Here is a 19,773-nt window from a genome sequence, read left to right as displayed (position 1 = left end):
TTTTCTTATTTTTTAAAATCATTCGAAAAGTTTTTTCTCTAACTTCTTTAATTCATCAAGTATACTGCTTTACATACTTTTTAATACGTATTAAATCTGGGTCCTCTTCCATTAATTCTGCAAAATAGCCGCTTTCATCTTCTTGCAATACACGTTCTAATTCAACGGTCGCTTCTTCATTTCGATTCAATACAGCTAAATAACATGCTTTATTATATCTGGCATTTAAATGTGATTCATCCATTGATAACACATCATTCATGAGCTGCAACGCTCTTTCTGTATCACCATTTAAATGATGAGAAACCCCAAGTCCGATATATAGTTCATCTTCTTCTGGATGATGCGCTAATCCTTTTTCTAATATAGCAATAGCTTCTCGGTAACGACCTTGATTATTGTAAAGGGCACCTAAATGTATAAAGCTTCCACTCATCATTGGAACATCTTCTGCTAAAGTACGAAGAATATATTCTCCTTCTTTTTCCCTTTGTAAATCTAGTAATATCGTACCCTCCAGCATTCGAATCGATGCGTCAATCGGTCTTTCTTGTAATATGCGCTCCGTTTCACGTAATGCCTCTTGTAGCCTTGCTTCATTATCATCTGCATGCTCTAGGAGCAGCATAATAAATTGATGTGCAACTTCATAATTCCAATGTTTCCCGAGCGACTTACGTAATGTTTTAATTGCATCATCAATGAGATCGCCATTTACATAAAAGTGAGCAAATCGTTGTACCGCTGCGCCGTTTTCTTGATTTAGGCGGATTGCCGTTTCATACAAATCAATAATAGATGTAAAAGAAAGTACATCATTTGCACGTTTTCGAATGCGATGATATATTTTTGTGAAAAATGCTCCTGTTTGTTCTTCTTGCTCCATCTGTTCCAAAAATCTTTGTTCAAGTGCAGAAGCTGCATACATAAACACATAGCTTTTTTCTTCTTTTAATATGTCTAAATCGCCTAAACTATTACTTATACTTTTTCTTCGCTTTCGCAATTCTTCTATATACGTTACATACACTTCTTCATTGTGAACATTTTTCAAAATAAGCTTCTCAATAACGTTCAGGCCTTCTTTTTCATCCGAAGCAAGTAGTATTTTCGCATAATGATGTAATATTTCTTCATGATTATTTCCCTTTGCCAGCGCCTGCTCTATATAAGCCCGTTCTTTCTGGCCATCACCAGTTGCCCCGTACACATATGCAAGGCTATTTAGACGCCATGACTCAGAAATAATTCCTTTCTTTTTGTTTAAAACCGTAATCAGTTCCCCATGACGCCCAGTTTTTACTGAAATATTCGCTAAATGTTCCATATTTACTAATAAAGGAGCATTTTTACAACCTTCAAACATGTAATGCTGTTCGTTTTCTAAATCTTCTTCAACATAGTAAATTTCAGCCAATTTCAAATGTGCCATTGCGAAAGTAGAATCTTGTTTCACGCATTGTAAATACGCTGTTTTTGCTTGATCCCATTCTTCAAATGTTTTATACACTTCTCCGAGCCTAAAATGCGGGAATGGATCTTCAGTGATCTGCGTCGCTTGCTCATACAGCTGAATAGCTTTCTTATAATTCCCTGCAGATTCCTGTAAAATGCCTAAATAACATAAATAATCTATATTGCAATTATCTTTTTCAACTAACGTACGTAAAAATGAAATTCCTCTTTGTAAAAGTGGTGTATCTTCAAGCTGCGATACATACATTTCTAGTGCATCTCGGAAATTACTTTGTATACAAACGATTCCTTCTTCCATAATCAGTAAAGCTGATTCAACTTCTTTTTGTTCGATATTTTGATCTATAGCTGCGTTCCATAATATCTTTCCAGCATTAATAAGGAAGTCGCTATCTTCAATAAATTGTTCTTTCAATCTAAAAATATATTGTTTTCCTGTTTCATAGCCTTTTTGTTTCATGTAAACTTCACTGATTCCTATATGACAGGATATTTCTTCCTCGTCACATTGAAGCCCGCCTTCATACATTTTCAGTGCTTTTTCATATTGTTCTCGCTCTAAATAAAGGTCACCTAATTTCACATATAACGCAGCTGATTGAACATCATTCTGCATTCCTTCTAGTAAAACTTCTTCTGCTTTCCTTTCATCATCTAATTCTGCTTCATAAATATCAGCTAACATGATATATGGTAGCGGTAATTGACGATCCAATTCCTTACCAACTTGAAGTCCGCGAATTGCCGATCTTATCTTTCCTAATTTATGAGCACACCGAGCACGCTCACACCAAACAAATCCGTCTCGTTTATACTGTTTTAACAACATAGTAAACACTTCATATGCTTCTTCATCATGGCCGGCATCCGTTAAAATAAGGGCATGATTAACAAAAACAAAACGATCTTCATGACGACACGTTGCAATAGATGAATACTTTAAAGCCTGTTCTAAATCATCTAAATACATATATCCAATAGCCATATAACTCCAAGCTACGGGCTGATCAGGGTCTAGCTGAAGCGACGCACGAAAGTTAGCAATCATATCATCATAACGCGATTCATCGAATGCAATGCGTCCTTGCGTAAAATGATAGAATGGATTCGCAATTTTATGGTTCACTTGTTCTAATACTGTATACGCTTGTTCTAGTTCTTCGATACGTACAAAGCATTGCGCTGTATGAAGCTTTACATAATCGGATTCGGGATAAGCATGTAAAGCACGCTTCGCACAGTTATATACAAACTCTTTTCCATCTTGTAAATCTAAATGTTTAATCGCATATAGCCATGTATACGGATTTTCTTTATGCTCGTGTAGAAGCCTTAATAAATTTTCCACATCGTCACGTTCAGCAAATTCCATTTGATCTGTTAATGAAAAGATGCGCCGGAAATAATAATCATCTTCTTCACATAGTAAAGAAAGAAGCTCACTTTTCTCTTTCGGAACAATTGCGATAGATAAGTAGTTTGTATTGACATGCTGCTTAACAAATTCTTCATATGTAACAAGTATGCGCTCTGCAAAATTTGGATCTTGAATATATAAAACTTGCAGCTGATCATTATAACCAACTACCAATTGTACATGTGAAACATGATCTATATCAACACTAAGCAAAATGGGAACGCCAGCATCGATAAATTTTTTATACACGTCAACTGTACCTACAAAGAAGCGACTTTTATAACCGTTTGCTTCCACGTATTCTACTGTTTTTGATAACTTCGATCCTATCCCATCAAAAATATGCTTAGCAATTTCATCTTGCGTTTTGCGATTTCCAAAAAGCTTTAATATCATTTCTACACTTGCAGGTACGCAATAGTTATCTTTCTGCACGACAGGTACAATAGAAAGCATCACTTCTTTTTTCTCAGTAAAACGAAGTGCGTTATGATAAGGAGAATCTTTTAAACTTTTCTCGTTTTCTAACAATGTTTGCAGAGTAGTCCAATCACCTTTCATATAATAGAATTCCGCCCAAATTTGTGAGAAGTATGGTTGATAACTATGAAATGGCAATAACTTTTGAACTTCACGTAAAACTTTGCTCAACTCATCATATGCCTTTTGATCATATAACCTTTTAGTCTTTTCTAAATAAAAAAACGGAACTTGTGGGAATTTCCTCATCGCTTCCGTAATGATTTGTAAGGATTCTTCATGTTCTCCTTTCATAGAATACAACTCAGCTAGTAAATAAGTTGACGTATCTGCACATTCCGAAAAAGTCATTCCTTTTCGCAGTACTTCTTCTGCCTTTAGCCAATCGCCTTTAAATAAATAGAAGTAACCCCATTTATCAAAGATCGGAATTTCACTTAATTCGTCTGCTTTCTTCATATATGTATAAGCTTCCTCATAACGACGCATTTCAAGTACGCAACGCGCTAATACGAAATATGCCTTTGCAAGATGCTCTTTTTTAACAGCATGACTTTCTTTTTGCAACGCCTCTTTTAACAAATCCTCTGCATCTAATGATTTTCGTTCATCAATTAAATCATCACAAAACCAAGTAAGCGTCCGAAAACTATTAAAACGACGATGTGCATACCGCACTATAAATGTACTATAAGATGGCATTAAGCCTTCATCCAACAATTGAATAAGTGTATAAAAATCTTCTTCAGAAGAAATTTCTCCTAGATATTTCTTTATATACGAAAAGGATTTTTTTGCTCTTATTTCCTCAATTTCGTTTTGAATTTCCGATAAACCATTTAAAAATTCTTTCTTTTTTACAAATACCCTTAATTCCTCAAAATCTCGCATCTTTTCACTCCATTCTTTTTTTCATAATTGTATATACTTGGTATAGAACTTACAATGTTTTTTCACATTTTCTTTAAAAGAAAAAACAGAGCGTACACTCTGTTTTTCTTCTCTTATATTTCGTTCGCTCGAAGATGAATTAATACCTGCTTATTCCCTATTTGAATTTTTTCTGCTTGTTGCACCTTTTCCTTGATGAATAATTGTTTCATTAGTAAGTTTTCTCGCAGTAATTCTTTATACTTCATCATTACATCCTGTAATTCCTCGTCACATTCAACTTCAATGTCTACTCGCAAATTTACTGGCAAATTCAATTGTTTGCGATATTCCTGTACAGCGCGAATAAATTCTCGCGCCATTCCTTCTTGAAGCAATTCATCCGTTACATGCGTATCCATCATAACGGTATATACTCCGTTCGTAGCATCAGCAAATCCTGTTTTCGGTACTTTTTCAATAAACACATCTTCTAATGTTACTATGACAACTTCTCCAGACGACAATTGACATGCTCCATTTTCATCTTTTAGAAACACTTTTACTTCCTCATTAGATAAATTTTGCAACCAATGATTGACCGTATTAATTTGTTTTCCGAATTTCGGGCCTGCTTGTTTAAAGTTTAATTTTAACTGATATGATATATAATCCGCTTCACTATGTTCGATTGTCACTTCTTTCACGTTTAACTCATCCATTACAATCTCTTTATAAGAATTCCAATCCATTTCTTGCTTCGTATTCTCAAATACAACTAGTTTTGCTAATGGTTGTTTTACTTTTAATGTATGTTGATTACGAATGCTACGTCCAAGCTCAACTACTTGTAAAACAGCTGCCATCTCTCTTTCAAGCTGTATTTGAATTATCCCTTCTTCACATACTGGATAATCTGCTAAATGAACACTGCTACCTTCTAAATGAAAATGAATATCCTCTGCTAAAAATGGTGTAAACGGTGCAAGCAACTTACTAATCGTAACAAGTACTTCGTGAAGTGTCGTGTATGCTGCCGCTTTTTCAGCATCCATACCAGATGCCCAAAAACGATTACGTGAACGTCTTACATACCAATTACTTACTTCTTCCACTAATAATGCTATTTCACGCGCAGCTGTTGTAAATTGATAATCTTCTAAAGCGATGCTTACTTTTTGAATCGTACTATGCAGTCTCGATAATACCCATTCATCTAGTTTTGTTTTCTTTGTATGATATTCTTGTTTTGGATTGTATCCATCTAAATCCGCGTACAATACGTAAAAACTGTATACATTTAACAACGTATCTACGAGTTTTGATTTTGCTTCTTGTACAGTTCGTTCTGAAAATCGCTTTGGATTCCACGGTGCACTATCTACAAGAAGTGCCCATCGCAAGGCATCCGCTCCAAACTTCTCTACTAAATCTACTGGGTCTAACGCATTCCCTTTACTCTTTGACATCTTTTGCCCATTTTCATCTAGCACATGCCCAAGTGATAATACACGCTTATACGGAGCTCTTCCAGTATACAGCGTAGACACTGCAAGTAAGCTATAAAACCAGCCTCGCGTCTGATCAATTCCTTCAGCAATAACATCCGCTGGAAATTGCTTTTCAAATACATCTTTATTTTCAAATGGATAATGGTACTGCGCAAACGGCATTGAACCGCTATCAAACCAAACATCAATTACTTCTGGTGTCCGTTTCATTGTTTCACCGCATTTTAAACAACTGATTTTCACTTTATCTACATACGGTTTATGCAGTTCAATATTTTCATCAACCGTGCCAATTGCATATTTTCTTAATTCTTCAATGCTTTTCGGCGCAAATTGATAATGACAAGCCTCACACTCCCACACATTAAGCGGTGTACCCCAATATCGTTTTCGACTAATGTTCCAATCAACCATGTTTTCTAAGAAATTACCAAACCGGCCATGTTGAATATGCTCTGGATGCCATGTTACTTCATTATTATTTTGTAAAAATTGCTCTTTTAAAGCAGTTGTTCGAATGAACCAGCTTTCATTTGCATAATAAAGTAGCGGTGAATCACAGCGCCAACAATGCGGATAACTATGCTCATACTTCTCCTTATGATAAAGAAAACCATGCTCAGCTAAATAGCGAACAATATCAACATCACACTCTTTTACAAATTTCCCTTGTAAAAAAGGAACTTCGGATGTATATTCTCCCTTCTCGTTGACAACATTCACAAATGATAGACCATGCTCTTGGACTACCTTATAATCATCTTCCCCGTATGCAGGTGCAATATGAACAATTCCAGTACCGCTATTAGCTGTGACAAAATCAGCATTTACGACATAATGACCATTTGTAACTTCTGCAAATTGAAATGGCGGTACGTAAGAAAGGCCTATTAACTCACTTCCCCTGTGAACAGATAGCACGTTATACTCTTGCTGCAGTACATCTTTTGCTAACTCTTTCGCAACAATATATACAGCATCTCCTTGCTGGGCCCTCACATATTCCATCTCAGGATGAACTGCTAGCGCTACATTAGCTGGAAGCGTCCATGGCGTTGTTGTCCAGCCGAGAATATACTCGCTTTCCCGATCTGTAAGCTGAAATTTAACTGTTACACTTAAATCCTTCACCGTTTTATATCCTTGCGCAACCTCATGTGAACTCAATGACGTTTGGCAGCTTGGGCAATATGGAGAAACGCGGTGACCTTTATACAGCAATCCTTTTTCATGAATCGTCCCAAGAACATGCCAAACACTTTCAATATAGGAATTATCTAACGTGATATACGGCGCATCCATATCAACCCAGTACCCAATACTCTCTGTAAACTCACGCCACTGCTTTTCATACGTAAATACACTCTCTTTACATTTTGCTAAAAAGGCTTCTACACCGTACTTTTCAATATCATGCTTACCAGAAATACCGAGCTGTTTTTCAACGCCTAATTCCACTGGTAATCCATGTGTATCCCACCCAGCCTTACGCACCACTTCATATCCTGTCATCGTTTTATATCTTGCAACTAGATCTTTAATGGTCCGCCCTAGGGCATGACCGACATGCGGAAGTCCATTCGCAGTTGGCGGTCCTTCATAAAATACGAAAGATTGTGCACCTTCACGATTTCGAATCGATTGCATAAAGGTATCCTGTTCATTCCAATGCTTGCGAATTCGTGCTTCTCTCCTTACAGCTGCTTCTTTCACATCTACCTTTTTCATCTACAATCACTCCTTAAGAAATAATTAAAAGTACACAAAAAACCCGTCCCTAATGATTAGGGACGGGTTTACCCGCGCTACCACCCTACTTCTATTGATCAGTCGTTCATCAATAGCACTCAGCAACGTACAATCATACGCGTTCTTTGTAACGGTAGACAACCGTTCGAACTTACTATGTTCAGTTCGACTCCTCGGAGATGATTTTCAAATATATACCGAACACCGGCTTTCAGCAAAGCACCGGCTCTCTGGGGAACAGTAATACATTCTACTCGTTCTCGTCATCAGATTTGTATACTTTTATTATCAGTTATTTTATTCCAATAGAGCACCAATTGTCAATTAATTTAGAAACTTTTTCTGAGTTGCATTTATTTCATCTTTTTTTATTCTACACCTTTAAACGTTACACGAATAACAGCATGCCGCATGGTTAAACTACTGAAAGAACCAAAGATGGTTATTATCAGGAAAAGTGGTGTTTTTATGTCAGATTTTTTAGAGCCAATTGAATATGAAACAGGTACAGCAATTCAAACCTTCAACATTATAGAAACAAACGTTATTACTGATGGATATGAGGTGCTGTTGAATATCGATTTAGACAGTGGCTACGAATTAGAAAATGTGAGAATGCAAATTACCAATGAAGAATTAGCAGGATACGAAACAAATGATATTCATGAAGGAGTAAAATATGCGTTAGGATTTTTTGATAATTAATTATATGATGTTTTTACTTTCTTATTAGCCGTTATTCCCCCTGTTTTGGACGCTTATTAAAATAGTCTTTTCTTGTGATACCGAAACAATGGGACATTTTTTGTACAAAGAAGAAAACATTCTTTAAAAACAACATGACGAAATAAAGAGAAATTTTTTGAAACAATCATTAAAAATAGTATGTATCTAAAATTTATTTCGTTGAAATACTGATTGACACTAACCTTTTTTATTCATCCATATAAAAAGGTAGAGTTATTAACTCTACCCATTAATTTAATATGAAATAGCTCGTCTATTTTGTGTAGACCAATTGTTATAAAAGTCAGACCAATACATAGAAGCGTTTTTCTCACCAGTCCAAGGATCGTTATAATAAAAATAGTTTTCATCATACCCTACAAGCGTAATAGCATGGACTGTAAAACCATGCATAGTCATCCAAACTACAACAGGTTTCCCAGCGTCTAAATTGCTTTTTATTTCCAAACCAGTTAGATTTACTGCACTGCCTGTGTATTTACGTACTAAATCCATTAAAGCTGGAGGATATATAGTCCAACCTTTACCGAAAGGATTTCCTACAAAACCTTGATTTGGATCAAAACTAGAATATGGCATTTCGTATGCAAGTTGAACTTTATCTACGTTCGCACCTGCATATTGTAACATCATCGCTACTGACGTTATCTCACAACCGGATACTAAATTCCTTGCTGGAATATAAGGGTCACGTTGACTAATAATTGGTACATCCAAATACGGGTAAGCAGAACCTTGTACAACTGCTCTACTATCTATCCAATTTAAATTACCTTTAGAGTTTTTAAAACCATACCATGTGACACCATTATAATTTACAGATAATTTCACATTCAAGTTTTTATGAATAAAATCTGAAGCCGAACCTACAAAAGAAGCATTTTGCATTCCGTAAGGTCTAGTCCATACTGCATGACCTTGATTATTTTCTATATGATAAGTCTCATTCATTTCTATTATGTTAGATGCATTAGAAACTGTTTTAGAGTCAATCCAACCAACTTCTTTACCGTCTACCATAAAATGATACCAAACTGTTTGTTCTCTAGTAAAACTACCAATTACTTTAATAGGTTTATTTACATAATTATTTGCAGAACCTACATATTTAGCGTTCTCTTCACCATAAGGTAAAGTCCAAACAGAATGACCGTATGTATCTCCTAATAATACAGTTTTATTTTCTTCATTAATCACAAGATTAGATAATGTTCTTGAATCAATCCAACCTAGTACTTTATCCTCTAATTTGATCTTACTCCACACAACATTATTTTTCTTTATTTTTTGGATAACTTTAACTTGTCTAAAGCTATAATCACTTACTGATGCAATCCAGTTAGCACCATACTCCCCATATGGTACACTCCAAATGCCGTCAGAAGGTTTTGCAGAACCACCAATGAGTGCTGAACTATTTTCAATCGGTAAATTTTCCAGGTCAGTTACAGCTTTATCACCATCTATCCAACCTACTATCCCTTTATCATTTTTAACTTGATACCAGGTTGTAGCTCCCTTTTTAACTGTCTTTATTACTTGTAATGTTTGATAAGCATAATCATTAGTTGAACCTAAATATTGAGCCCCCGTCACACCATAAGGTTTTGACCATACCCCATTACTGTTTGTATTTCCAATTGTTACAGAGAAATTAGCAGGTTGTGCTCCATCTTTGTCTAATGCTTTACCATCAACCCAACCTATTACTTTACCGTCTACACTAAATTGATACCAAGTTGTATCTCCAAAATTTGCTTTTGCTATTAATTTAATGTTATCGTATGCATATTTGTCTGAAGTACCTACATAGGTTGCACCCTTAACACCATACGGTAAAGACCAAATACCATTATTATTTGTCGCACCCATTATAGAGTCTTGATTTATTTCTTGTATGTTCGATAATTTACTTAATACTTTACTATCTAACCAACCTATCGTTTTACCGTCTACACTAAATTGATACCAAGTTGCATTATTTACTATCATTTTTTGAATCAATTGAACTATTTTTCCTGCATACTTATTTGTAGAATCAATATAGCTTGCACCTTGTAACCCATATGGTACAGACCAAATACCATTACCTTGTGAAAACTCAATAATTTGAGCCTCTTGTACATTTGTTGTGTTAGGTTGCGAGTTAGATGATTTATTATCTAACTGTGTTTTGACCTCATTACTTTGCATGTTATATGATTTAGCACTGTTATCTTGTTGACTATTTGATTCTACATCTACACCCTGTACATTTTCTGATTTAATATTACTATCTTGTAGATTTTGTGTAGTATTCGCTTTAACTCCGTCAGTTTGTGAATTATCTTTTTTCATACTATTTTCTTGCGATTGTTCTTGTTTAACACCATTATCTTGCTGTTCATTTGATTCAATATCTTTACCTTGTATGTTTCCACCAACTTGATTATCTTGTACTTTTATATTGTTTTCAGCTTTTATAACCGTTGGCTCTGATAAAAATAAACATGCCCCAGTTACTCCGATCACCGCAACTGATTTACTACATACCTTTAACGTATTATTTTTACTCATAATTGTTATCCCCTAATATATTTAAATTAAAAGTTTAATTGATTTGTTGTTGTTTTATTCAAATCTCTAAAAAGTATAAAATATTTTGTGTAAATAAATAAAAACGTAAAAAAAGAAGCTCTTTTCTTTGTAGGATTGAGCAACCCCACTAAATTCACAGAAAAGAGTCCTTCCTATAAATCAGTTTACATCAAAAATCACCAAACAACTAGCCCAAAAACAAGATAGAACAAAGATTTTCATGAGCACTTTGAACTTACTCTCGCTTCTGTCCATCGTCACTTAAACCTTGGATTGAAGTTTTAGCAAAGGTCATGAAAAAAAGAACAAAAAGATAAACAATTTGGAAGCTTCATTTTATAAAATGAAGCTTCCAACAGTTATCCCTTACCTATCTTCCTTGCTTTAACCTTAAAATTTTGGGTCTTACTGCCATCAAATAGTGGGACAAAGTTATACGCTATCCGATTAAAGAAGTTGAATGCTGAAATACAATTTTACCGTCTAGCATGGTCAATTCAGCCTGTATGTCTTTGATTTGTTCATGAGGAACATTTAAAATCGCCTTATCCAAAACAACTAAATCTGCAAGTTTTCCTACTTCGATGCTGCCTTTCATCTTTTCCTCAAAACTTGCGTAAGCGCCATTCCATGTAAAGAGTTTAATAGCTTCCAAAACGCTAATCCGCTGGTTGGCTCCGACCTCCTGCCCCGATGAACTTAAGCGGTTAACAGCGACATGAATACCATGAAGTGGGTCTGGCATGATAACCGGGCTATCTGAAGCAGCTGCAGCAATGACACCAGCATCAATGTAATCACGAAGGGGATACATATGATTTACTCGTTCACCATAATGTTTTATATACCCTTCCCCAAACTCATAGAAGAACCCAGGATTAGGAATCGGAATGACTCCTAACTTCTTCATGCGAGTCAATAAGTCCGGCATTGCCAGCCCCGCATGTTCAATCCGGTGCCGGTGATTTGACCGCGGATATTTTTCCAGTGCACGCTCCATACAAGTAAGTAACATATCAATTGCGCGATCTCCCTGTGCATGTGCTGTAATTTGAAATCCTTTTTCGTGTGCTTCTCCTAATATCTCATCTAGTTGCTCCTGACTATAGTAAAGAATTCCACAATCATTCGGATTACTTTTGTATGGTTCCCTCGTCGCAATTGTCGGACCGGTGCTCGCACCATCCATAAATATCTTTGCAGGACCAATTTTAAACCACTCGTTCCCCGCTCCTGACAAAATACCGGCATCTATCATTTTCTTAATGTAAATTTCAGGATGGTTCAGTTCACAGATCATGGCATAAATCCGTGTCTTCACAGCACCAGAAGCAACCGCTTTCTGCATGGCCCTAAATACGGAAGCACCGTATGAGCCCGCATCATGAATACTCGTTATTCCTAATTTAACAAACTCATTACTAGCTAGAATAAGCCCGTTGATCAGTTCCTCTTCGGAAAATTGCGCGAGTGCATACATACTCATATGAGCGGTTTCATATAACAGTCCGTTAAGTTCACTGTTTTCATCCCGCCCAATGATTCCCCCCTCCGGATTAGGAGTACTTTGAGATAAGCCAGCTAATTCAAGTGCTTTGCTGTTTACTACCGAAATGTGACCGCAAGTACGTCCTACGATAATTGGATGCTCCCGGGAAATTTCGTCAAGCTCCCATCTTGTCGGAAACCGCTTTTCTTCAATTATATTTTCATTAAACCCCCATGCCCGAATCCATTCCCCTTTAGGGATCCGATTCGCCGCTTCTTTCCCCTTTGCCAGAAAATCACGTATGGATGTCAAATGCATTTCTTTAAAATCAATGCCGAGCTTATTCGTTCCGATAATTGCCATGTGCAAATGGGAATCAATGAAACCAGGCAGTAAACTCTTTCCTTCCAAATTTATGACATGCGTGCTGTCATGAATATATTTCTTTATTTCCTCGTTTGTACCAACTGCAATAATTTGATTCCCTTCTATCGCAACCGCTTCCAAAATTCTGTTTTGGTCATCGACTGTAATAACTTCACCGTTTAAAAACACATGATCTGCCATTTTAACTCCCCCTTACATCATTGTTTTTTTTTGTCTCTTCTTTTTGAACAAACAACTGATGACCCTCTTCAAGCTTTCGTGTTATCATGCTGACTCCCAGCATGATAATCGTATTTACAAACAAAGCAATAAACGCAACCAATTCAAAATAAACAATGTAAACAAGTGCATTTCTCATTAATGTACTTGTTCACACTGTATCATTTCTAAGTTTTTTATCGTCTTATTAATTTAGATTAAACCTATTCAAGTTCCGCTACTGCTTTTTTAATTGTTCTAACGATAAATTCAAAGTCTTCTTCTGTAATGTTTAATGGCGGAGCAAGCATGAGTACATTGTTATATCCTGCAACCGTATCACCGTTTTTACCAATGATCAATCCTTGCTTTTTACAAGATTCAATTACAGTATTGACCTTCTGTATATCTGCCGGCTGTTTCGTTTTTTTATCTTCAACGAGCTCAATCCCTATTAAAAACCCTTTACCCCGTACATCGCCGACATATGGATAATTTTTTAATTCCGACAATTCACTAAGGAAACGCGCACCTAAAACCCTTGCATTTTCAATGAGGTCTTCCCGCTCCATAATCTCTAGATTTTTCAGTGCAACTGCACAGCTCGCTGGATGTCCACCGAATGTATTCACATGACGAAGGTGATCATATTCTTCCGTTCCTTTAAACGCTTCATAAATATTTTTTCTTACAGCGGTTGCAGATAATGGAAGATAAGAACTCGTTAGTCCTTTTGCCATTGTGATAATGTCTGGTTTTACACCATAATGCATAAACCCAAATTTTTCTCCTGTTCTACCAAAGCCGCAAATTACTTCATCCACAATAAGAAGTACACCATGCTTTTCACAAATTGCTTTTACTTTCTTCATATAGTCTTCAGGGGGCATAAGTACACCTCCGCCGCTAATAATCGGTTCCATAATGACTGCGGCAACGGTTTCTTTTAACTCCCACGTAATGACACGATCGATTTCTTCAGCAAACTTAAGATTTTCTTCTTTCGTATGACGATAAGAATCAGGCGGTGCAACATGTAAAAAACCTTGTCCTAACGGTTCATATTTATACTTACGCTGCGCTTGCCCCGTTGCAGCAAGAGCACCCATTGAATTGCCGTGATAAGCGCGATAACGTGAAATAAATTTATAGCGATTGTATTCACCGAACTGCTGATGATACTGGCGGGCAATTTTAAACGCTGTTTCATTCGCTTCAGAGCCACTATTGGAGAAGAAGATGACATATTCATCACCAAGCCATTCATTTAACTTCTCTGCTAATTGAATAGCTGGTACGTGACTTTGGGATAATGGAAAATATGGGACATCTAAAAGCTGTTGGTAAGCTGCTTCCGCAAGCTCTTTACGGCCATAGCCAACATTCACACTCCATAAACCAGACATGCCATCTAAATAACAATTCCCTTCAATATCAGTTACTTTCGATCCTTTTGCATCTGTTATAATCATTGAAGGAGCACCTGCATTATAACGGCGCATTGCATGCCAAACGTATTGCCCATCTTTTTTTACAAGCTCTTGTTGCTCGTCAATTTTTTGCATAGTTATTCCCCTTTCTTTCATACTGTGCTGTTAACATTTTTTTCTTCAACTTGTTTACCTGTAGATTCTCCCCACTGTCCACCAATGTAATTTTTTAGCGTTTGTGCAATGTTAGTTGCTACCACAATGAAAACCTACTGCTCTGAAATAACAATCCTGTGCATTTATTATATCTAAACAAGAAAGCGCATTCAGTAGACATTATGTAAATTGATTTTTGAGATAATCACTACATTTTGGTGATATCCAATCGATTTATTTACAAATAGTCTAAAGAAAGAAGTCATAGAATACGCGTTTCAGCATACTTGATCTTCCCTTATGGCTAAGAAAGATTCGATAAAGTGAAACTTAATTACGATTTAGAAGCAGATACGTAATCATATGCAGTAATCGCAAATTCGATCGCTTGTCGTTTATGAAACTCCATAAAATCTTCGCCTAAAAGTTCATTTATTTTTTGAAGTCGTTGATAAAGAGTCTGCCGAACGATATATAAATTTGTTGCTGTTTCTTGTTTGGAACCATTGCATTTAAGATAAGCTTTTAAAGTTTCCATTAGTTTCCCGTTATTCTTCTCATCATGAATGAGAACAGGATCTAAATAATCAGAGATAAAATCATCAAGTGCTCCTTGTTCGTCTGCTATTAATACGAGACGAAAGATATGTAGGTCATCATAAAAGTAACTCTCGTGCCCTTTTGGCATGTTCTCCTGAATGATTAATGATTCTTGTGCCGTGTGATAACTCTTCCTTACATGACTTAGTTTATCGATAAACTTACCGACACCAAATTGGATCTGACCCGCCTTGTACTTTTCCATTAATTCTGTTTTTTTCAAATGATTGATTCCCGCTTCGACTCTCCATTTCCAATCACCCGTTTTTCGCTTGTTCAGCAATATGAACATCATTTGATTTTTCCTTACAGTAGTTAAAAGGAAGAAACCTTGATTTTCAAATATAGAGCGAAAAAGTATTTTTAAATAAGTAAAATCCGAGTTTTTTTGATCATAGTCTTCGATTTTACAGAGTAGTACAATACAGCCGTTTACTTTAAGGTTCGGCTCAAGATCAGCAATGTATCTATGAATTCGTTCTTCACTATGTGTTCCATCAAGCCATTTTTGAATCCATTCTATTTCATCAGCCTTTTTCCGTTCTTCAACATATAACTCACGTAATAAATTTTGCGCCAACGCAGTGGCAGTTCGGTCTACTATAAGTGATTCAAATCCATGTAATTCGGATTTGGAAATAACGAAGAGTTCTGCAAATGTTTTCTCTAAAGCTCGGATTGATTGACAAAAAATAGTCATGTCATTTTGCATGTTATCTTCCCTTAAAAGTTTAATGATTTCCTCTTGTTCATCAGATGTTTTTTCGGAAACAATTAGGATTTCACCTTCTTTTGAACAATACACTACTGTCATTTGTAAATAATTATGTAACAGCTGTAAGATTTTTGATTGTGAATTAGATGTAAGAAGCAACTGATTTAACTGATGTGAATAAACTTCTAAATCTGAAATCAGTTGATAGTGTTTCTTCAATAAAAGAGTGTGCACATCTTGTGTAATATCAACAAACCGTACTTCATGATAGAAAACTATTAATGGAAAATCATGACGATCAGCAAATTCTATAATTTCTTGTGGTACGTCAGTCATATACATTCCTAATTCAACACAAAGCCCAGCAGCGTTAGAGGAAATAAACTCTTTAAGTAACGAAAGAAATACTTCTTTATCTCCTTTCCATCCAACCCCTGTAGAAAGAATAAGCTCATTTCCATTTAAAAGATTTCCAATTCGAGGTATTTCCATAATATGAATCCATTTTACCGTTCGGAAAAGGCCTGCTTTCCCTGCTATCACTTCTGCATTTTGAAAATGCTTATGCTTTAAAATTTCTTGTACTGATAATTCAACCCCAGTATTCATTTTATTGGCACCTCTTTACAGTTTAAAAACTTTAACTCTAATATATATTAATATCTTATTTGAAAATTCAAAATTAATCAAAAATAAATAGTGCTAATTACAGATAATCTTCCTTTGCTCAATTCTTCTTATAATCTCTGCTACATATGACATATGTCATATACAACACGTAATAAATACTGTAATTTATTAAGTATTGTAAAACCTGGATTTTGCGTATAACAAAAGCTATTATGAGTACGTTTATAAGACTTTTTATAGAAGAAAACTACAAAAACTAACTATATTTGGAGGATTACTATGAAGTACGAAGTAATAATATTTGATGCAGATGAGACTTTATTTGATTTTAAAAAATCTGAAAAAGATGCTTTTAAAAATACGATGCTGGCGTTTCATATAGAATATGATGAAAGTTATCATTTGGAAGTATACAAAGAAATAAATACAGCTATATGGAAAGAGTTTGAGGACGGGCTTATTACTCAGAAAAAGTTAAGTTTTGAAAGATTTAAACGGTTGTCCGACAAATTAAATACGGAATTTGATGAAGTTAAATTTGCACAATTATATATGAAACATCTATCTCATGCATCTTTTTTATATGATGAAAGTATAGACCTTGTAGAAAGTCTCCATAAAGATTATAGACTTTCTATCATTACCAATGGTCTCAAAGATGTTCAAGATCATAGAATACGGAAATCTATTATCGCAAAATTCTTTGAAGATATAGTAGTCTCCGAGGATGTTGAGGTATCGAAGCCAGATTCTAAAATATTTGAACACGCTTTAAACAATTTAAAGCATACTGACAAAAGCAAAGTATTGATGGTAGGAGATAGTTTAACTTCTGATATACAAGGCGGAATCAATTTTGGGATAGATACGTGTTGGTTTAACCCTAATCAAATTGTAAATACATCAGAATTAAAACCTACCTATGAAATTGCAAATTTGCTGGAGCTTAAAAATTTACTAAAAAAATAGATATATTAAGAAGAGAAAGTAATTGATGCTCCTTCAATTTGTACTACGACAATTATTATCGTTACTGAAATCTCCATATTCTAAACATTAGTTTTCTGGCAATTATAGTTATCCCGCTATTCGTGGGCAGTAATACTCCCGCCTCAAAATTCAGTGGATGCATTGTCCAGCTCTAGCGGCTAGAATCTCCGGTCGTTTCGCCCCCTCGGACGAGGCAAAAAGCGCCTCTCTGTCGGGTGCTCCAACGTCCTGCAATTCTCAGCGAGCCGCTTCCGCCTTTCTTAAGAAGTTAGGAGATAAACTGCCCGTAAAAGCCCGATTGGTTCAACTAATAATCAGTGGGGGATGAAGAAAACCCCCACTGATTAAAGTTTCACTTTATCACCGTTACGAAGATAAAATTTCTAATTCTATTTTAAATAGGAACATAGATGTATACCAAGTACATCTATGTTCCTATTCTTTTCATATTGAAAATAGCCTACTTAGCTAGAGAAGTAATCACAACACACAATATGATTGTGACGCTTTTAATTGTTTTTTTCATCGCTTGCCTCCACTTTCTTTTTCATTACTAACCAATTTTCTTCTCCTAAGAACCATTTTGTTAATACATATCTTTCTGTGTTGTGTATTTTAAAACCATAACGCTGATACAGGTGTATGGCAATTTCATTCGTTTGAGACACATAAAGCTTTACTGTACTTTTATTTTCGAATTTTGCTATCTTCATTACTTCGTTTAAAATTTTCATCCCATATCCTTTACCACGAAATCTCTTATTAATTGCAAAAAAGCTTAAATATAGTTCATCCTTTTGGGGCTTAGTATAAAGTAGCCTCATCGCTAATTTCCATCTAAGTTTCTCCAAAAACGGAAAATATCTATCCTTATTCTCGCTATTAAAGTTCTTTTCGGGAAAATCTGAAGCATTTACTCCAAAAATACCTACAATTCCATTATCACCATCAATCACAGAAAAACGTTTTTCTGTGATTTGATCGTATGATTCTAAATACATATCAATTTTTTGATTATCATTTGTCCCTAAAATTTTTGTCCATTTGGAAATGAAAGACTCTCTCAAAAGCATAACTTCTTCGTTTTTATCATATTTATTGATTTCTTTAATTATCATCTTCATCCCCCTTTGCCGGCATTAAAATTTCTAGTTCAAGAATGTCACCACTAATAAAAATTTCATTTGAATATTCTATGGCATATATCGGAAAGTTCTCTTTAGCAATAATAGTAAGTAACCGTTCCTCAAACTCCTCATCCGTTCCTCCATGTATATATAATGATTTATATAGCCCCTCTTTCATTACAAAATCTGTATTACCATCTGTTTTTATACATAAGTGATACGTATCTTCTTCAAAAACATAAAAGATATCATTACCAAGCAATAAAGTTGATAACTTCATCTCATAAACATCTTTTGCAGTTAGATTCTCATCTGCTCTTAATGTAATAATTTTTTTCAAATGAATATTTTCTACATACTTTGTTGAATCTATCTTTTCTTTTGTCAAGTTATTCATATGATATTCTATAGATTTTTGAATTTCAGTTAACCTTTTGATTTCATCAATAATTTCATTCGATTTTTCCTTTAATAGATTCAGATATTCTCTTTTTTGGTAAGTTTTAAACATATCTTTAATTTGATTAATCGAAATATTTAAATTTCTTAGCATTAGTATTTGGGCAAGTTGATAAATTTCTTTAAGAGCATATTTTCTGTACTTATTTTTATCAACATAGGACGGAAACAATAGCCCTTTTTCTTCGTAATATCTTATTTGATGATGACTAATGTCAAAAATTCTAGCCAATTGATTTATTGTAATTGTTCCTTTCATGCTATCCCTCTTTTCTATTCCAAATATAAACTATAGGGTTAGCCTAATGTCAAATTGAACTACCCCCACCTAAAATCCTAACGAATTTTTGAGGAAGGAGATTCCCAAAAGGGACAACTAAGACAAAATGCTTAGAAGACCACACCCATTCAACAAGGTATGGGTTTTCTGCTTTCAAACTTAGACAAACCTTTTACTTCCAAGTCTGTAAGAACCCCTGGAGGAAAAAGTTCGTTCACAGAACGAATCTTGTTATGGTTCGAAAGCTCCATCTGATAGAATGTGTGAACACGCAAATCAGACAGGATCCCAGACACCCACTTCCATTGCGCCCAATGATGCAGACCTACCATCTTCTCCGGTAATAGGGAATACAAAATTGGTGGAAGTTTTTCTTTCAATCCCATTGCTCTTCTAGCAATGACATAAGAAGCTGTTTGGTGAATGCTGATACCAAGACGTTTCATATATTTGATTTTACCAATTTGAGAAGTGTACGCTGGATT

General features: G+C 35.2%; 10 protein-coding genes, 1 pseudogene and 1 other annotated feature. Of the genes and pseudogenes, 2 read left to right on the top strand and 9 right to left on the bottom strand.

The genetic code is table 11. The features are described from left to right. Nucleotides 1–55: 55 nt before the first annotated feature. The gene (locus tag BR72_RS13420; protein ID WP_035433642.1) at nt 56–4,264 is read right to left on the bottom strand and encodes a tetratricopeptide repeat protein; all 4,209 of its coding nucleotides are present in this window, start codon (nt 4,262–4,264) and stop codon (nt 56–58) included. Between the two features lie 113 nt (nt 4,265–4,377). Next, nucleotides 4,378–7,467, bottom strand: a complete 3,090-nt coding sequence (gene ileS / locus BR72_RS13415; RefSeq protein ID WP_442852846.1) for an isoleucine--tRNA ligase — start codon at nt 7,465–7,467, stop codon at nt 4,378–4,380. Nucleotides 7,468–7,537: 70 nt separating this feature from the next. Beyond that, nucleotides 7,538–7,779 (bottom strand) — a binding site (T-box leader). A 192-nt stretch (nt 7,780–7,971) separates the two neighbouring features. Between ileS and BR72_RS13410 the strand changes: the two genes are divergently transcribed. Beyond that, the gene (locus BR72_RS13410) at nt 7,972–8,208 is read left to right on the top strand and encodes a hypothetical protein (protein WP_035433640.1); all 237 of its coding nucleotides are present in this window, start codon (nt 7,972–7,974) and stop codon (nt 8,206–8,208) included. A gap of 276 nt (nt 8,209–8,484) precedes the next feature. Here the strand turns inward: BR72_RS13410 and BR72_RS27675 are convergent, their stop codons facing one another. The 4 genes from BR72_RS27675 to BR72_RS13390 all read right to left on the bottom strand — a co-directional run bounded on the left by BR72_RS27675 (nt 8,485) and on the right by BR72_RS13390 (nt 16,411). Then, nucleotides 8,485–10,806, bottom strand: coding sequence for a GW domain-containing glycosaminoglycan-binding protein (locus BR72_RS27675; RefSeq protein WP_051957319.1), 2,322 nt, complete (start codon nt 10,804–10,806; stop codon nt 8,485–8,487). A 460-nt stretch (nt 10,807–11,266) separates the two neighbouring features. Further along, the gene (locus BR72_RS13400; protein WP_035433638.1) at nt 11,267–12,883 is read right to left on the bottom strand and encodes an amidohydrolase; all 1,617 of its coding nucleotides are present in this window, start codon (nt 12,881–12,883) and stop codon (nt 11,267–11,269) included. 242 nt (nt 12,884–13,125) lie between these two features. Next, entirely contained in the window at nt 13,126–14,466 is a 1,341-nt protein-coding gene (locus BR72_RS13395; protein WP_035433636.1) for an aspartate aminotransferase family protein, read from the bottom strand. A gap of 355 nt (nt 14,467–14,821) precedes the next feature. Beyond that, entirely contained in the window at nt 14,822–16,411 is a 1,590-nt protein-coding gene (locus BR72_RS13390; RefSeq protein WP_035433635.1) for a PucR family transcriptional regulator, read from the bottom strand. A 300-nt stretch (nt 16,412–16,711) separates the two neighbouring features. Here BR72_RS13390 and BR72_RS13385 point away from each other — a divergent pair, with 300 nt between their 5' ends. Beyond that, complete coding sequence (locus BR72_RS13385) at nt 16,712–17,401, top strand: YjjG family noncanonical pyrimidine nucleotidase (protein ID WP_035433634.1); 690 nt, start codon at nt 16,712–16,714, stop codon at nt 17,399–17,401. A gap of 530 nt (nt 17,402–17,931) precedes the next feature. Here BR72_RS13385 and BR72_RS24980 read toward each other — a convergent pair. The 3 genes and pseudogenes from BR72_RS24980 to BR72_RS26755 all read right to left on the bottom strand — a co-directional run. Further along, nucleotides 17,932–18,540 (bottom strand): GNAT family N-acetyltransferase, encoded by a 609-nt coding sequence (locus tag BR72_RS24980; RefSeq protein ID WP_051957318.1) that lies wholly within the window; start codon nt 18,538–18,540, stop codon nt 17,932–17,934. Further along, on the bottom strand, nt 18,530–19,267 hold the full coding sequence (locus tag BR72_RS24975) for a helix-turn-helix domain-containing protein (RefSeq protein WP_051957317.1): 738 nt from the start codon (nt 19,265–19,267) through the stop codon (nt 18,530–18,532). Before BR72_RS24975 ends, BR72_RS24980 begins: the two co-directional genes overlap by 11 nt. 149 nt (nt 19,268–19,416) lie before the next feature. Next, nucleotides 19,417–19,773 (bottom strand): annotated as a pseudogene (locus BR72_RS26755) (hypothetical protein); the annotation flags it as partial.

Origin of the sequence: Bacillus sp. UNC322MFChir4.1 (assembly GCF_000746135.1) — a bacterium.
Lineage (GTDB): Bacteria > Bacillota > Bacilli > Bacillales > Bacillaceae_G > Bacillus_A.
The sequence above is the reverse complement of the archived record's forward strand: the minus strand, read 5'-3'. Positions and strand labels throughout refer to the sequence as shown.